Below are 16,192 nucleotides of genomic sequence, written 5' to 3'. Positions count from 1 at the left end.
CGCCACCGGCCCGAGGGCGTCAGACGACGGCGAGCACGACCACGGTGCCCCGGGGCACCTGCTCGCCGGGTTCGACGGACTGCTCGCGGACCGTCCCGAAGAAGCCGCCCCGGACGTTGTCGCGCTCCACGACCAGCCCCAGCTCGACGAGCTCCTCCTCCGCCTCGGTGAACTGGCGCCCCACGACCTGCGGGACGCTGACCAGCTCAGGACCCTTCGACACCACGACGGTGACGGTGCTGCCGCGCTCGACCGTGCCCGAGGTGGGGGCCTGGCTCACCACCGACCCCTCGGGCACCTCCTCGTCGAAGACCCGCTCCGGGGCCACGGTCACGGTCAGTCCGGCCTCGACCAGCGCTGCCGTGGCTTCCTGCTCGGTGCGCCCGGCGACCTGCGGCACGGACACCGGGGCGGGCCCGTCACTGACGACGACCGCGACCTCGCCCCCGGGAGGCAGCGGTTCGCCGGTCGCCGGGGTGCTGCTGAGGATGCGTCCCTCCGGCTCGCTCTCGTCGTGCTGGCGGGTCTGCTCCCCGAGCGCGAGGTTCGCGCCGCTGAGCGCCTCCTGCGCCGACTCGACGCTCAGCCCGGCCAGCGGCGGCACGGCATACCGCTCCGGCCCCTGGGAGACGACCACCGGCACGTCGGTGCCGTGGCGCAGCTGCTGACCGGCCTGCTGCTCGGCGGAGATGACGACCCCGGAGGGGACCTGCTCGGAGTAGGCGTAACTGATGACGGGGTCGAGCTGCTCGGCGTCGAGCACGGCGCGGGCCTCCCCCTCGGGCAGGTCCACGACGGCGGGCATGGGGGAGTGGACCCCGGGGCCGTCCAGCAGCCACCACGCGGCGTATCCGGCCCCGCCGAGCAGCGCGACCAGGAGCAACGACAGCACGACCCCGCCGCGGCGGCGGGAGGGACGCGGCTGCGCCGGTGCGCGGGTCGGCGTGGTGGGACGCGGCGGTCGGTTGCCGGTGGTCCGGGCGTAGTGCCCCTCGGTGGGGTCCGGCGGGACGAGCGGCAGGTGCCGGGTGGAGTCGCCGACCCCCGCCACGACCTGCGTGAGGTCCGCGTGGGAGGCATCGCCGGAGGCCGGCGCGAGGGGGCCGGGTGCGGCGTCCAGCTGGGCGTCGTCGAGCTCGCGCAGGCACTCCCGCATCTGCGCCAGGAGGTCGGCGGCGTCGCGCGGCCGAGCGGCGCGGTCGGTCGCGGCCGCCCGGCGCACCAGGGCGTCGACCGGTGCCGGGACGCTCCCGGCGAGCTCGCGCGGGGAGGGGATGCTGCCGTGGACGTGCTCGTAGGCGACCCGCAACGGGTCGCCGCCGGGGAACGCCTTGCGGCCGGTGAGCAGCTCGAAGAGCAGCAGTCCGACGGCATACACGTCGGTCCGGGCGTCGACGGCGTCCTGCTCGACCTGCTCGGGGGCGAGGTAGGCGGCCGTCCCCCACAGCAGCTCCGAGCTCGGCTGCCGGCCCGCGGCGGAGACCGCCCGGGCGAGCCCGAAGTCGGCGACCTTGACCCCGCTCTCGCGCCCACCAGCGAGCAGGACGTTCTCCGGCTTGATGTCGCGGTGCACCAGACCGCGCCGGTGCGCCTCGGCCAGGGCCTCGGCGACGGGGAGCAGCAGGGCCATGGCCCGGCGGGTGGACATCGGCGCGTGGGCGGTGATGACGTCGCGCAGCGTGGGGCCCTCCACGAGCTCCATCGCCAGGAAGACGACCTCCCCGTCCTCGCCCTGGTCGTAGACCCCGACGACGTGCGGGTGGGACAGTCGAGCCGCGGCCCGGGCCTCGGCGACGAAGCGCCGCACGAAGGCGTCGTCCTCGGCGAGCTCGGGGCGCATGACCTTGAGCGCGATGGGACGGTCGAGGCGCCGGTCACGAGCGCGGTAGACCGTCGCCATCCCGCCCCGGGCGAGCTCGCCCTCCACCTGGTAGCGACCGTCGATGACGCGGTCGAGGAGGGTGGAGGTCGGGGCGGTCACGCCCACGAGTCTACGGAGCGCGGCGCTCCGACCGTGGGACGTGCGCCGTCGGTATGCCCGCGGCCGGGCTCAGAGGGTCCGCTGGAAGTGCTTGATGTTGCGGACGTACTGCCGGGTGTCGGCGAACAGACCGTGCTGGCGGACGCTGGCCAGGCCCTGGTAGTAGCCCCCGATGGCCTCGTCGGTGCTGTCGGCCGAGCGCAGCAGGGTGCGCATGATGACCACGCCGGCGGTGACGTTGTCCTCGGGGTCCAGCAGGTTGAGCTCGCGCCCGACCAGGCCTGAGGCCCACTGTCCCGAGCTCGGGATGACCTGCATGGCGCCGATCGCGTTGGCGGGGGAGACGGCCCGGTGGTTCCAGCCCGACTCCTGGTAGGACATCGCCAGCATGAGGGTGGGGTCGACCCCGTGCCGATCGCTGGTCCGGACGATGAGGTCGCGCACCGCCGACCGGCTGGGGACGTCGACCTCGGCGAGGTAGTCCCGGTTGGCGGCGGCGGACCGGGCGATGCCGTCGCTGTAGCGGTAGTGCAGGAAGGTGTCCGGCACCTTCTCGCCGGCCCGGTGGTCCCCGATGGTCGACTCGTCGTAGGGACGGTCCAGGGCTTTCGGTGGGGTGGTGCCGACGCGGGCGGCCTCGCTGGACCCGCCGAGACGCAGCTGCTGGCCCGGGTAGATGAGCCGGGTGTCGTTCAGGCTGTTGGCCTGCGCGATGTCGGCGACGGTGACGCCGTGCCGTGCGGCGATCCCGGTGAGGGTGTCACCGGCCCGCACCGTCACGCTGCGGGCCCCGGACGTCGCGGCCTTCGGAGCCTTCGCGGCGGGTGCCGAGGCACTGCTGGAGGCACTGCCGGAGGGACGCTGCTCGCCAGGCAGGCGCAGGACCTGGCCGGGGTAGATGAGCCTGCTGTTGGCGATGGAGTTGACCGCGACCAGGTCCTTGATGCTCACGCCGTGACGCACCGCGAGGTGGGACAGGGTGTCGCCCGGCCGCACCGTGACGGTGCCCGGTGACGCGGCCTTCTTCGCGGGCGCCGGGGAGGAGGTGGGAGCGGGCGCCGGAGCGGACGGGGCCGCCCCTGCGCCGGAGGGGATCCGCAGCGTGGTGCCGGGCATGATCCACCGGCCGCCGTCGGGCAGGTCGTTGGCGCGGACGATGGCCCGTGCGCCGACGTCGTAGCGTGCGGCGAGGTCGTAGACGGTGTCACCGGGGGCGACGGTGTGCGTGGTGTCCTTCTGGGTGCGCACCATCGTCTCCAGCGGTGCGGTGGCGTGCACCCCGGTGGGCGCGACGTAGGCCAGGGACGGCAGGTCGCCCGGGGGCAGGGCGGCGAAGAGGGGGCTCACGTCGTTCCTCCAGTGACGGCTGTGAAGCAAGGTATGTGGGACGCTCCCGGGACGTAGGGGGACAAGGTGACCCGTGAGGCATGAGGGACAGTACCTTGCGAATCGTGCCACCGCCACCCTTTCGGCGTGTCGTGCCATGTGATTGACTAGAAGATGTGGTAAGTGACAGCGATGTAATTTCTGAGTGGTGGACCATCCCCGAGGTGATGGAGCGCACCGGCGTCAGCCTCCAGCAGGCCCGGCGCTGGGTGCAGGAGCGTGATGTCGTCGGGCTGCGACGCGGCCCCGGTGCGGTGCTCATGGTCCCGGCCGGCTTCTTCGTCGACGACGGCCCCCTCCCGGCCCTGCGCGGCACCATCACCGTGCTCGCCGACGGGGGCCTGAGCGATGAGGAGATCGTCTCCTGGCTGCACGCGCCGGACGACTCGCTGTCGGGCGGCAGCGCGCTGGCCTCCCTGCACGCCGGGGCGAAGACGGAGGTGCGCCGCCGCGCGCAGGAGCAGGCGTTCTGACGTCGCCGAGGGGGTCCGGCCGGCTCAGGTGGAGCGCTGGGTGCAGACCGCCACGAGCTCGGTCAGCGCCTCCCGTCCCTCCGGGGTCAGGTCCGGTGCGCCGCTGATCTCCTCCAGGGCGCGCTCCGCGCCCTGGTCGACCATCTGCTCGGTGCGCTCCAGGGCGCCGGAGCCCACGAGGACCTCCCGCACCCGGTCCACGGCATCCTCGTCGAGGTCCGGGTCGCCCAGCGCACCCTCGACGAGCTGCGCCCCGACGGGGTCGGTCAGGGCGAGCGCGTGGGCCACGAGCACCGTGTGCTTGCCCTCCCGCAGGTCGTCGCCGGCCGGCTTCCCGGTCTGCTCGGGGTCGCCGAAGACGCCCAGGACGTCGTCACGCAGCTGGAAGGCCTCCCCGAGGGCGGCGCCGTAGCGACCGAGGGACCGCCGGGTCTGCTCGTCGACCTGGGCGGCGTCCGCGCCGATGAGCAGCGGCTGCTGGACGGAGTAGCGCGCGCTCTTGTAGCGGATCACCGTGAGGCACCGCTCCAGGCGTTGCTCGAGGTCGAGGTCGCGCCAGCCGCGGGCGCCCTCCAGCATGTCGAGGAACTGGCCACCCATGAGCTGGGTGCGCATGCGGTCGAACTCGGGCCGCGCCCGGTGCAGGGCGTCCTGCGGGAGCCCGCTGGTGGTGAAGACCTCGTCCGTCCAGTTGAGGCACAGGTCGCCGGCCAGGATCGCGGCGGCGTGGCCGAAGGAGTCCGGGTCCCCGGACCACCGGTGCTCCCGGTGGTACCTCGCGAAACGGCGGTGGGCGGTCGGGTGCCCACGCCGGAGGTCGCTGTGGTCCATGACGTCGTCGTGCAGGAGGGCCGCGGCCTGGAAGATCTCCATGGCGCTCGCGGCCCGCACGGCCGCCGGGTCGTCCGGCCCGCCGAGGGCGCGCCAGCCCCAGTAGAAGAAGGTGGCGCGCAGGCGCTTGCCACCGCTCAGCAGCTCGGCGATCGCCTCCAGCAGCGGGGCCATCGGGGGTCCCAGCTCGTCGAGGACGGCGCGCTGCCGCTCGAGCTGCTCGTCCAGAGCCTGCTGCACGCGGGGGCGCAGGTCCACGCGGTCCAGGGCCTGCATCACGGATCCTCTCGTCCCTCGACGGGTCTCTCGGCGGGCGCCGGGAGGGGGTGCGTCCCGGCTGCGCGGGCCGACTCCGAGCCTATCCGCTGCAGGGGGCGGCCCGGGCCGCCCCCTCCTGCGGCCCGGGCCCCGCTCTCATGGTCGTGCGCGGTCCGCCGGCCGCGCAGAAGTTGTCCACAGGGGCGCCGGGGTCGGTCGCGAGGTGGAAGGGGGTTGAGTCCGTCGGTGGTGGGTCGTACATTTGTTCCATCACCACGATCGAACACAAGTTCGATATGACGGTCGTCCTCGTACGACCACACGCACGGAGGAGGTGCCGGCCATGAGCAGGAGCTACCACGAGCCGGTCGAGGTCAGGCTGGGCAGGGCGCAGGAGCACGGCGTACGGATCGAGACGGCGCTGCCGGCCGGTGTGGCCGACGACCGGGAGGCACCGGAGGACCTCGACCCCCAGGTTCCTGCCGTGTTCCTGTGGCGCGGGCGGCTCCATCTCGTCCGGGCGGTGCTGGGGCAGTGGAGCCTGCGGGTGGCGTGGTGGCGGACGGAGGACCGGGACGGCCACCCCGCCGCCGACCCCGAGCGGCCCGGCCTCGGCGACGGTCCGGGTGAGCAGCTGGAGCGGGTCGTCTGGCGGGTCGAGGCCGGCGCGGGCCGCTCGGCAGGGACGGGTGTCTACGACCTCGTCCAGGGGGAGCGGTGGTGGCTGGAGCGGATCGCCGACTGACCGCGGCACGACTGACCGCGGCACCGCGCGGGGGCGGGCCGCCGCGCGGTGAAGAACCAGGAGCAGGACCGCGACGGGCCACAAGCACCACGAGCACCACGAGCACCACGAGCACCACGAGCACCACGAGCACCACGAGAGGACACGACAGGATGACGACCATCGAGACCGGGGCCAGCGCAGGCGCCGTGCTGGATCTGCTGGAGCGCTCGCGCGGGGTGCTGCTGCAGGCCTGCCACAGCGGGACGGCGGCGGAGCGCTACACCCAGGCCCACCTGTCCGCGCTGCGTGCCGGGGCCGCGTTGCTGGCCGCCCGCACGACGCCTGCGCCCGGCCGGCGCGGCCGCCCCCGCAGCGTCTGGGAGATGCTTCCCCCCGTCGCTCCGGAGCTGACCGAGTGGGCCGCGTTCTTCGCCGCGTCCGGGCGCCGCCGGGTAGCGCTGGAGCGGGGTGCGGCCAGCGCGGCGGTGACGACCCGGGAGGCCGACGACATGGTGCGGGCGGGGGAGCGCTTCCTCGAGCTGGTGCGGGCCTCGCTCCACCTGCCGTGCGAGACCTCGCTGCACTCCGAGCTGACGCCGTTGGGCCACGGGTGAGACCGGCCGTGTCGACGGCACCGGCGACGGCGACGGGAGGTGACGACTTCGTCCACCTGCACGTCGCGTCCAGCGCCTCCATGCGCTACGGCGCCTCCCACCCGGTCGACCTGGTACGCCGTGCGGCCGAGCTCGGCCAGTCCGCGCTGGCCCTGACCGACCGCGACGGTCTCTACGGCGCGATCCGCTTCGTCCGGGCCTGCACCGAGGCGGGGGTCGCCCCCGTGCTGGGGGTCGACCTCGCCCTGGCGGGGTCGCCCTCGGCGCCGGGCACCGGACGGAGCGCCACCGCTCCCGCACCCACCCCGTTCGTCACCGGCCTACGCCCGACGGCTCCGTGGACGCAGGACCGGGTGGCGCCCGGCCGGGGCTGGGGGGAAGGTCTGGACGTCCGACCCGCCCGGCGTGGTCCGCGGACCCCGGTCAAGGGGGGCTCGCTCGTCGACGACCAGCAGCCCCGGGTGGTGCTGCTGGCGCGCGGTCAGCGCGGCGGTGCCGAGGCGGGGGTGGGCTGGGCCAGGTTGTGCCGGCTGGTGACGCACACCCATCTGTCCGGCGAGCGCTCGGTGCCGAGGGTCACCCCCGAGCTCATCGCCCGGGCGGCGGCCGGGACCGACGGGGCCTGCCCGGTCGTCCTGCTGCTGGGGCCGGACTCCGACGTCGGGAGGGCGCTGCTGGCCCGGCGGCACGACCTGGCCCGACGGCTGCTCCAGGGATGGACGAGCCTGCTCCCGGCCGGGGCGGTCCGGGTCGAGGTGGTCTGCCACGGGGGGCCTGAGGGCACGCCGGGGAGCCTCGCCCACGCGACGTCGGCGTGGATGCTGGCGCGGGAGGTCGGGGTGCCCGCCGTGCTCACCGCGGCCGTCCGGCACGCCCACCCCGAGCAGGCGCGGGTCGTGGACGTGCTCGACGCCGCCCGACGACGGGTCGCGCTCGACGAGCGCCACCTCGACCGGGTGAGCAGTGCCGGCCACCTCGCGGGGACGGCCGTCATGCACAGGCTGGCCCGTCAGCTGGAGCGCGCCGCGGGTCCCGGCGCCCGGGCCGAGGAGCTCGTGCGGGACACCCTGCAGCTGGCCGCCGACTGCCACCAGGACGCCCGCTCCGACCTCGGGATCGGGGGGGTGCACCTGCCGGAGCCCGAGGTGCTCGGTGTGCGGGGGGTGGGGCAGGCGCACCAGGTCCTCACCGAGCGCTGCACCCAGGCCGTCGGTGGTCGTTACCCCGGTGCGGGGAGGCTGGCCGAGCAGGACATCCGCGACCGGCTCGAGCAGGAGCTGGGGGTGATCGCCGGGCTGGGCTACCCGACCTACTTCCTCACCGTCGCCCAGGTCTGCGACCTGATCCGGGAGCAGGGGGTGCGCGTCGCGGCGCGCGGTTCCGGGGCCGGAAGCCTGGTGGCCTACCTGCTCGGCATCAGCGGTGTGGACCCGATGGAGCACGGCCTGCTCATGGAGCGGTTCTGCTCCCCCCTGCGGGCCCAGCTTCCGGACATCGACATCGACGTCGAGTCGGCCCGGCGTACCGAGATCTACGAGCGCATCCTCGAGCGCTTCGGGTCCGAACGGGTGACCTGCGTGTCGATGACCGAGACCTACCGGGTCCGGCACGCCGTGCGCGACGTCGCGGCGACGCTGGGCCTTCCCCCCGGCGAGATCGACGTGATCGCCAAGGCCTTCCCCCACATCCGGGCACGCGACGCCCGGGCGGCGATCCGGGACCTTCCCGAGCTGCGGCGCCAGGGTCTGGACGCCCCCCGGATGCGGGTCCTCATGGAGCTGGTGGAGGCGCTCGACGGGTTGCCGCGGCACCTCGCGATGCACCCGTGCGGGGTGGTGCTGTCCGACACCGGGCTGCTCGACCGGACGCCGGTCGAGGCGAGCTGGCTGGGGTTCCCCATGAGCCAGTTCGACAAGGACGACGTGGAGGAGCTGGGCCTGCTCAAGCTGGACGTGCTGGGGATCCGGATGCAGTCGGCGATGGCGCACGCCGTCGACGAGGTCGCGCGGGTGGACGGGACCCGCCTCGACCTGGACGACCGGGCCCAGGTGCCGCTCGACGACCCGGACACCTTCGCCCTGGTCCAGTCCACCCGCACCCTCGGATGCTTCCAGATCGAGTCACCGGGTCAGCGCGAGCTGGTGGGCAAGTTCGCCCCGGAGACGTTCTCCGACATCATCATCGACATCTCCCTCTTCCGGCCCGGCCCGGTGAAGTCCGACATGATCCGACCCTTCCTCCACGCCCGCCAGGGCTGGGGAGAGCCGGAGTACCTCCACCCCAGCCTGGTCCCCTACCTCGAGCAGACCTGCGGGGTCGTGGTCTTCCACGAGCAGGTGCTGCAGATCGTCGCGGAGACGACGGGGGTGTCGTTGGCCCAGGCCGACGAGGTGCGCCGGGCGATGGGCAGCCCGGCCGGGCAGGAGGAGGTGAAGGTGTGGTGGTGCGCCGCGGCGGCGGACCGGGGCTACCGCGCCGAGGACGTGGACCGGATCTGGGCGGTCCTGGCCGCCTTCGCCTCGTTCGGCTTCTGCAAGGCGCACGCGGCCGCCTTCGCCCTCCCGACCTACCAGTCCGCCTGGCTCAAGACGCACCACACGGCCGCCTTCCTCTCCGGTGTCCTGACCCACGACCCGGGGATGTACCCCAAGCGGCTCATCCTGGACGAGGCCAGGAGCATGGGGGTCCACGTGCTCGGGCTCGACGTCAACGCCTCGGGCGCGACCTACCGGGTCGAGCGCGTGACGACACCCACGTCGCCGGCCGGAGGGGCCGCCTGGGGTGGGGAGCCCTCGCGTGACGGGTCAGCGACCGGTGGGGCACGGGGCACGCTGCGCCGTCCACCGGACCGGGTCGACGCGGTCATGGCCGAGGTCGAGCGGCGTGCCGCGGGTTACGGCATCAGGCTGTCCTTGTCGGACGTCAAGGGCATCACCGAGGACGAGGTCGGCAGGATCGTCGCGGGACAGCCCTACGACTCCTTGTCCGACCTGTGGCACCGGGCCCGTCCCAGCCGCCCCACGGCCGAGCGGCTGGTGCTGGCCGGGGGGCTGGACGAGCTGCACCGGGTCGGCCGGTGCAGTCCTCGGACCCGCGGTGCGGGACGCCGCGCCACCGCAGGTGCCGACGGCACCCCGCGCACGAGCCTGACTCGCCGCGACCTGATGCTCCACGTCCGCGACCTCGAGCGGTGGTCCCGGCATACGGGTGGGGCGCAGGGGACCTCCCGCGCCGGACGCCGACGCCCGGCGCCGGTGGTCGAGGCGGGAGAGGTCGCCGCCCGGGCGCAGAGCCAGGCGGTGGGCCGACGCCCGTGGCACGAGGCCGGTGGCGCCGCACCGACCCAGCTGACCCTCGAGCTCGGCGACGACCCCGCACCGCTCGTCGGCAGCGGGCTTCCGGAGATGAGCCCGTCCGAGCAGCTCCGGGCCGAGCTGGAGGTGCTCGGCCTGGATGTCAGCAGCCACGTGGTGGAGAGTTTCGGTCCGATGCTGGCCGAGCTGGGGGTGACCCGGGCGCGCGACCTGCTCTCCTACCGGGGCGGTGCCGAGGTACTGGTCGCCGGTGCCAAGGTCGCCACCCAGACCCCCCCGGTGCGGTCCGGGAGGCGTGTCGTCTTCCTCACCCTGGACGACGGCAGCGGACCGGCCGACGCGACGTTCTTCGAGGACGTCCAGGGCCCGTTCGCCACCACGGTGTTCCACTCCTGGCTGCTCCTGGTGCGCGGCGTCGTGCGCCGCACCGGGCCCAGGGGGGTGTCGATCAGGGCCACCGCCGCCTGGGAGCTGGGGGAGGTGGCGCAGGCCTGGGAGCACGGCGGTCCGCCGGCCGCCCACGCGCTCATGGAGCGGTCCGTGCAGCAGGCGACGCTGCTGGCGCAGGAGGCCGAGGCCGTGTCCCGGGAGGCGGCCTCGGCCGACACCCCGCCCGGGCGGCGCGTGCTGGTGCACGCCTCGGGTTTCGTGCAGTCGCCCTACGCCGACATCGCCCCGGCCGGCGAGGCGACCCGGCAGCCGGGCGGCAAGCTGTGGCACTCCAGCCCCGGGAGCTCGGGATGGTGAGCGTCACGGTCGCGGCTCCCGCAGCCCCTTCGGCGGGCTCCTCCGCACGGGGGGACGCGCCGGCCGCGGGAGAGGTGTCGGACCGGGCGACCGGCGACGCCGGTCGGGGCTGGGTGCTCCACGTCGACATGGACGCCTTCTACGCCGCGGTCTCGCTGCTGGACCAGCCGGACCTGCACGGTCGACCGGTGGCGGTGGGGGGTGGTTGGCGCAGCGTCGTGCTGTCGGCGAGCTACGAGGCCCGGGCCTACGGCGTCCGCTCCGGCATGCCGATGGCCACGGCGCGCCGCCGGTGCCCCCCGCTCGTGGTGGTCCGGCCCGAGCCCGACCGCTACGCCCGGGTCTCCGAGGCGGTCATGGCGATCTTCGCCGAGGTCACGCCCCTGGTCGAGCCGGTCTCGATGGAGGAGGCCTTCCTCGACATCTCCGCCACCGGTCGCCGCTGGGGCGGCCCGGAGCGCATCGGCAGCTGGATCAGGGACACCGTCGCCGACGAACAGGGGATCACCTGCTCGGTCGGAGGCGCCCCGTCCAAGGCCGTCGCCAAGATGGCCTCCCGGGCGGCCAAGCCGGACGGCATGCGGCTGGTCACCCGGGACGAGGTCGTCCCCTTCCTGCACCCGATGCCGGTGGGTGCGCTGTGGGGGGTGGGGGAGTCGACCGAGGCCGAGCTGCACCGGCTCGGGCTGCACACGGTCGCCGAGCTGGCGCACGTGCCGCTGGCCACGTTGCGGCGCGCGCTGGGGGACCAGCACGCCACCCGGTTGCACACCCTGGCGTGGGGCACCGACGACGACCCGGTCGTGGCCCACCGACGGGAGCGCAGCGTCGGGTCGTCCGAGACCTTCGCGCAGGACGTCGACGACCCCCAGGTCGTCCGCCGCCAGCTGCTGCACCTCGCCGAGCGCACGGCGAGCCGGATGCGGCACGCCGGGGTGCTCGGACGCACCGTGGTGCTGACCGTGCGGTTCTCCGACTTCACCACGATCACCCGCTCGCGCACCGTGGCCAGCCCGACCGACGTGACCCGCGAGGTGCACGAGGTCTCCTGCTCGCTGTATGCCGCGCTGGGGCTGCAGCGGGCTCGGATCCGCATGCTGGGTGTCCGGGTCGAGGGCATCACCGAGGCGGACCGGACCCTCGTGCAGGGTCGGCTCGACGAACCGGAGAGGGGCTGGCGCGAGGCGGAGCGGGCGATGGACCGAGCCGTGGCCAGGTTCGGGCTGCAGGCTGTGCGACCAGCCAGTCTGCTGGTCCGGCAGCCATGATGGAACTCCGGGTAGTGCTCCGTCCGTTGACGTCTTATCCTGGAACTCAGCAACGTGGTGTCGGTCCCGTGCCGCAGGTCGCCGACCCACCATTCGCACCACCGGAGGTGAACGTGCCGCTCTCAGACCACGAGCAGCGTGTGCTCGAGCAGATGGAGCAGGCCCTCTACGCCGAGGACCCCCGGCTCGCGAGCCAGCTCAAGCGGTCCGCCAGCGCCGGAGGTGCCGCCGGACTCGACCGGCGCCGTCTGGTGCTCGGTGTCCTCGTCGCCCTGGGCGGTCTCGCCCTGGTGGCCGTGGGCGTGATGTCCTCGATGATCTGGATCGGCGCGATCGGCTTCCTCGCCATGGTCCTCGGCGGAGCCTGGGCGGCGTCGCCGACCCGGTCGCCGGCGACGCGTACCGGACAGCTGGGGGTCGTCGGCAAGGACGGGGCGGTCCGCAAGCCGACCGCAGGAGCCCGCCGGACTCCCCGGCAGGGCACCTTCATGCAGCGGATGGAGCAGCAGTGGGACCGGCGGCGGGAGCAGGGTTCCTGAGTCCCGACACCGCTGGTCACGACCCGGGTCCTGCCCGGGTCGTCGACGTTCCCGACACGGGGCGCCGCGAGCTCTTCCCGGTCATCCGCCGGATCGCCGACGGCGACCAGCAGGCCCTGGCCGAGCTCTACGACCTGGCCGCCCCGCGCATCTTCGGTCTCGCCCTGCGCATCGTCCGCGACCGCTCGCTCGCCGAGGAGGTCACCCAGGACGTCTTCGTCCAGATCTGGCGGCAGGCCGCCGAGGTCGACCCCGCACGCGGCTCGGTCATCGGCTGGATCATGACCCTGACCCACCGCCGCGCGGTCGACCGGGTCAGATCGGAGCAGGCGCAATCCGATCGGTTGCACCGCTACGAATCCCGGCAGACGACGAGGCCCTACGACGTCACCGCCGAGGCGGTGACCGACCGGGCCGAGGCGGAGCGGGTCCACGCAGCGCTGGACCGGATCGGTGAGCCGCACCGGACGACGGTGGCACTGGCGTACTTCTCCGGGCTGACGCAGAGCGAGGTCGCGCACCGGCTCGGCATCCCGCTCGGTACCGCCAAGACGAGAATCAGGGACGGACTGAAGAAACTGCGCGGGCAGCTGGAGGAGGTGAGCTGAATGAGTGAGGACGACGTGCGTGACCACGACGTCTGCGACGACGAACGCGACGATGACGTGCACGCGGACGCACTGGCCTACGCCATCCACGCGCTCGATGACGACGAGCAGCAGGAGTTCGAGGCACACCTCGCCGGGTGCCCGTCCTGCCAGGACGAGGTCGCCGCGACGCGAGAGACCATGGGGATGCTCAGCGACGACCTGGCCGTCGACCCACCTCCCGGTCTGCGCTCGCGAGTGCTGCAGCAGGTGGCGGAGGAGGCCGCCGGTCCTGCCCGGCACGACGTGGACGAGCAGGACGCCCAGCGGACGGCCGACGTGACCCCCCTGGCATCGCGACGGACCGGGTCGAGGGCGCAGGCCGGGCGGACACCCTCCGTCGGACGCTGGCTCGCCGCCGCGGCGGCGGCCGTGGTGCTCGCCGGCGGCGTGTGGGGCATCACGCAGACGCTGGACCCCGACCCCACCCGCGAGGTGCTGCAGGCCGACGACGCGTCGGAGCACACCGCGGACACCGAGGCCGGGCCGGTGGCGGTGACCGTCTCCGACGCCGCGGGGCAGGCGGTGGTCCAGCTGCCCGGGGACTTCGCGGCGCCCCAGGCGGGCGAGGTCTACCAGGCATGGTTCGTCGGACCGGACGGCTCGGCCCGGTCCGCGGGCCTGCTCACGGCACAGACCGTCTCCGAGGGGCGCAGCCTGCTCGAGGGCGCCCCCGAGGACGCGGTGGCCGTCGGCCTGACGGTCGAGCCGGCGGGCGGGTCCAGCCAGCCCACCAGCGAGCCCTTCGTGGTCGTCCCCCTCACCTGACCGCGTCCCCGCGCAGGACGTGACCTGGGTCACAGGCGCAATCCGGCGTGCGGAGCGGGTCCGAAGCCTCGGTGTTCCACGGCGCCGCGGCACCCGGCTGCGGCGCAGGACAGCGAAGGAGCGACACCGATGAAGCGCACGACCGCCCTGGCCGCCCTGGCCGCCCCCGCGCTGCTGGCGCTGAGCGCCGCCCCGGCCAACGCCCATGACATCGACGACGTGACCGTCGAGCTGATGGCCCCGCTGGAGGAGCTGAACGACTCCGGGGGCAGCGGTGAGGCCTGGGCCAAGGTCACCGGCAACGAGGTCTGGATCAAGGTCGAGGTCCAGGGTCTGCTGGACGGCTCCCCGCACGCCCAGCACATCCACCTCGGCGGTGCCGGCGAGTGCCCCGACCCGGCGATGGAGGGCAGCGGGTTCGACGGCGCCATCCGCACCACCGACGCCATCGACAGCTACGGCGAGGTCCGGGTCTCCCTGACCGGGAACGACGCCGACACCTCCGAGGCAGCGGCGCTCGACGTGTCGAACTTCCCGGCCGACGGCACCTACACCTACGAGCGGACCTTCGAGGTCCCCGACGACGTGGCCGAGGGCCTGCACCACGGTGACGGCGTCGTCGTCATCCACGGGGTGGACCACAACGGGTCCGGCGAGTACGACGGCGAGCAGATGTCCGACCTGGACGACAGCCTGCCGTCCGAGGCCACCGATCCCGCCCTCTGCGGGGCCTTCCAGGAGACCCAGATGAGCGCTCCCGGCGGCGGTGTCGAGACCGGCGGCGGCAGCACCAGCGGGATGGAGAACTCCGGACTGATCGCCGGCGGAGCCCTCCTGGTGGCCGCGGGCGCAGGTGCCGTCGCCCTCAACCAGCGTCGCCGCACCGACAGCTGACATGAGCACCGAGCAGCCGGGCCAGGGCCGACGAGGAGCCATCCTCACGGCCCTGGCCGTGCTGGCCGTCGTCGTGGGCGTGGTGGTGCTCGTCGTCGGGATCAGCACCCAGCGACCCGATCCCCCCTCGCCGCCCACAGCCACCTCGGGAGCCGAGCCGACAGAGGCCGGCGCCCGGGAGCAGGCCGCCGAGGCCCCGGGGGCCTCGGCGGACGCCGACGACGGGACGTCGACCACGGACGCCCCGGGCGCGGGATCGACCTCGACCGGGTCCGGGACGCAGCAGCCGCCCGGACCGGAGGTCGCCGCGCTCGAGCCGTCGGAGCCGGTCGAGGTGCGCCTCCCCTCCATCGACGTCACCAGCCCGCTGCACCCGCTCGGGCTGGCCGAGGACGGCACCCTGGAGGTGCCCAGCGGGGACCGCTACCACGAGGCCGCGTGGTACGACGGCTCGCCCACGCCCGGAGAGCTGGGCCCCACGGTCATCGAGGGCCACGTCACCGGCGCGGGCGGGGTGGAGTCGGTCTTCTTCGAGCTCGGCGCGTTGCGCCCCGGGGACACGGCCGAGGTGGACCGGGAGGACGGGCAGACGGTCACCTACGAGGTGTACCGCGTGGACCAGTTCGCCAAGGACGCGTTCCCGACCGTCGACGTCTACGGGCCCACCGACGTCCCGGAGCTGAGGCTCATCACCTGCGGCGGAGAGTTCGACGAGCAGGAGCAGAGCCACGAGGACAACACCGTGGTCTACGCCCGCATGGTCGAGGGCTGAGCCGACCGGACCCGCCCCCGGTGCCGTCCGCAGGGAGACCGGCACCGGGGGCGTCGTGCGCTCAGGCCGGGGTCAGCACCACCGCGCCCACGACGAACATCGCGATGAGGGTGAAGGCCGTCGCCAGCTCGATGAGGATGTTGAGGCCCACGGCGTGCAGGGCGTGCCGGGTGGCCCGCAGGGCCTCGGCACGGTCGCGGGTCCGGGCCAGGGAGACGAGGAAGATGCCCAGGGGGAAGCCCAGGAACAGTCCGACGACAGGGATGAGCACCCCGAGCACCAGGGCGCAGACCACCCCGATGACGAGGGTCGAGGTCCGGACGCCGGCGCGCCGCATGCGCTGGCCCGGCACCGCCCACTGCAGGCCCACCCCGAGCAGGTAGACCAGCGCGGACAGGCCGAAGACGACCCAGCCGAGCGTGGTCTGCTCCTTCAACGCCCAGGCCAGGGACCCCGCCAGCACCACGACGAGGCCGGGAAGGACCGGGATGACGATCCCGACGACCCCGATGAGCATGAGCACCAGGATGAGGACCTCAGCGACGGACATGAGCCAGATTCTGCCCGATGCAGCACGACGCCCGCCCACGGCCAGAGCCGGGGCGGGCGTCGGGTGAGTGGAAGGTCAGACCGCGGGGGTCTCCTCCTGCTCGAGCTTGTGGGTCTCGTCCAGGATGGCGACGTCGTCCTGGGCGCGCAGCTTGTCGAGGTGCTCACGCCCGTGGTGGGCGCAGAACAGCAGGTGCAGACCGTCACCGAGGCTGGCCCGGATGTAGGCCTGGGCCCCACAACGGTCGCACCGGTCGGAGGTGGTCAGTTCGGGGGTCAGAGTGGCGTTCACGGCGGTCTCCTCTCCATCGGGCAAACCAGCGGTTGGTCGACCCAGTCAAGCATGCCAACGTCGCAGAACCCGATCTTTGTGCCCGTGCGGGGCGGTGTTCCGCTCTGCGCGTAAGCCCCGCTGACTCATCGG

At 73.8% G+C, this 16,192-nt stretch carries 15 protein-coding genes; 10 read left to right on the top strand and 5 right to left on the bottom strand.

Annotated elements, in window-relative coordinates:
- Positions 1–19: 19 nt before the first annotated feature.
- Together pknB and Q0795_RS00705 are read right to left on the bottom strand one after the other, a co-directional pair.
- On the bottom strand, positions 20–1,981 hold the full coding sequence (pknB, locus tag Q0795_RS00710) for a Stk1 family PASTA domain-containing Ser/Thr kinase (RefSeq protein WP_298885377.1): 1,962 nt from the start codon (positions 1,979–1,981) through the stop codon (positions 20–22).
- A gap of 69 nt (positions 1,982–2,050) precedes the next feature.
- Positions 2,051–3,328, bottom strand: a complete 1,278-nt coding sequence (locus Q0795_RS00705) for a LysM peptidoglycan-binding domain-containing protein (RefSeq protein WP_298885375.1) — start codon at positions 3,326–3,328, stop codon at positions 2,051–2,053.
- Positions 3,329–3,483: 155 nt separating this feature from the next.
- On the opposite strand from Q0795_RS00705, the gene Q0795_RS00700 reads away from it, so the two are divergent.
- Entirely contained in the window at positions 3,484–3,840 is a 357-nt protein-coding gene (locus tag Q0795_RS00700) for an Rv2175c family DNA-binding protein (protein WP_298885374.1), read from the top strand.
- Positions 3,841–3,864: 24 nt separating this feature from the next.
- Here Q0795_RS00700 and Q0795_RS00695 read toward each other — a convergent pair whose 3' ends face one another.
- Positions 3,865–4,947: a polyprenyl synthetase family protein gene (locus Q0795_RS00695; protein WP_298885373.1), complete on the bottom strand. Its 1,083-nt coding sequence runs from the start codon at positions 4,945–4,947 to the stop codon at positions 3,865–3,867.
- A 325-nt stretch (positions 4,948–5,272) separates the two neighbouring features.
- On the opposite strand from Q0795_RS00695, the gene Q0795_RS00690 reads away from it, so the two are divergent.
- From Q0795_RS00690 to Q0795_RS00650, 9 genes are all read left to right on the top strand, one after another.
- On the top strand, positions 5,273–5,674 hold the full coding sequence (locus Q0795_RS00690; RefSeq protein WP_298885372.1) for a DUF6504 family protein: 402 nt from the start codon (positions 5,273–5,275) through the stop codon (positions 5,672–5,674).
- 152 nt (positions 5,675–5,826) lie between these two features.
- Positions 5,827–6,270 carry an SAV_6107 family HEPN domain-containing protein gene (locus Q0795_RS00685; protein WP_058891515.1) on the top strand — a complete coding sequence of 148 codons (444 nt, stop codon included), beginning with the start codon at positions 5,827–5,829 and terminating at the stop codon, positions 6,268–6,270.
- Positions 6,271–6,278: 8 nt separating this feature from the next.
- Positions 6,279–10,331 carry a DNA polymerase III subunit alpha gene (gene dnaE / locus Q0795_RS00680; RefSeq protein ID WP_298885368.1) on the top strand — a complete coding sequence of 1,351 codons (4,053 nt, stop codon included), beginning with the start codon at positions 6,279–6,281 and terminating at the stop codon, positions 10,329–10,331.
- The gene (dinB, locus tag Q0795_RS00675) at positions 10,298–11,599 is read left to right on the top strand and encodes a DNA polymerase IV (protein WP_366942438.1); all 1,302 of its coding nucleotides are present in this window, start codon (positions 10,298–10,300) and stop codon (positions 11,597–11,599) included. The genes dnaE and dinB overlap by 34 nt, the downstream gene beginning before the upstream one ends.
- Positions 11,600–11,712: 113 nt before the next feature.
- Positions 11,713–12,138 carry a DUF3040 domain-containing protein gene (locus tag Q0795_RS00670; RefSeq protein WP_298885367.1) on the top strand — a complete coding sequence of 142 codons (426 nt, stop codon included), beginning with the start codon at positions 11,713–11,715 and terminating at the stop codon, positions 12,136–12,138.
- Entirely contained in the window at positions 12,108–12,746 is a 639-nt protein-coding gene (gene sigK / locus Q0795_RS00665; RefSeq protein ID WP_298885365.1) for an ECF RNA polymerase sigma factor SigK, read from the top strand. Before Q0795_RS00670 ends, sigK begins: the two co-directional genes overlap by 31 nt.
- Entirely contained in the window at positions 12,747–13,553 is an 807-nt protein-coding gene (locus tag Q0795_RS00660; protein WP_298885363.1) for an anti-sigma factor, read from the top strand.
- A gap of 129 nt (positions 13,554–13,682) precedes the next feature.
- Complete coding sequence (locus Q0795_RS00655) at positions 13,683–14,447, top strand: CHRD domain-containing protein (RefSeq protein WP_298885362.1); 765 nt, start codon at positions 13,683–13,685, stop codon at positions 14,445–14,447.
- A gap of 1 nt (position 14,448) precedes the next feature.
- On the top strand, positions 14,449–15,219 hold the full coding sequence (locus Q0795_RS00650; RefSeq protein ID WP_298885360.1) for a class F sortase: 771 nt from the start codon (positions 14,449–14,451) through the stop codon (positions 15,217–15,219).
- Between the two features lie 61 nt (positions 15,220–15,280).
- On the opposite strand, the gene Q0795_RS00645 is transcribed toward Q0795_RS00650, so the two are convergent.
- Both Q0795_RS00645 and Q0795_RS00640 read right to left on the bottom strand, forming a co-directional pair.
- Entirely contained in the window at positions 15,281–15,769 is a 489-nt protein-coding gene (locus tag Q0795_RS00645) for a DUF456 domain-containing protein (RefSeq protein ID WP_298885357.1), read from the bottom strand.
- A gap of 75 nt (positions 15,770–15,844) precedes the next feature.
- Positions 15,845–16,060: a hypothetical protein gene (locus tag Q0795_RS00640; RefSeq protein WP_058891508.1), complete on the bottom strand. Its 216-nt coding sequence runs from the start codon at positions 16,058–16,060 to the stop codon at positions 15,845–15,847.
- Between the last annotated feature and the right edge of the window lie 132 nt (positions 16,061–16,192).

It is taken from the genome of uncultured Serinicoccus sp., from assembly GCF_947487915.1.
In the GTDB taxonomy this organism is placed as follows: domain Bacteria; phylum Actinomycetota; class Actinomycetes; order Actinomycetales; family Dermatophilaceae; genus Ornithinicoccus.
Note: the sequence above shows the minus strand (reverse complement) of the source record. Positions and strands in the feature narration are given on the sequence as shown.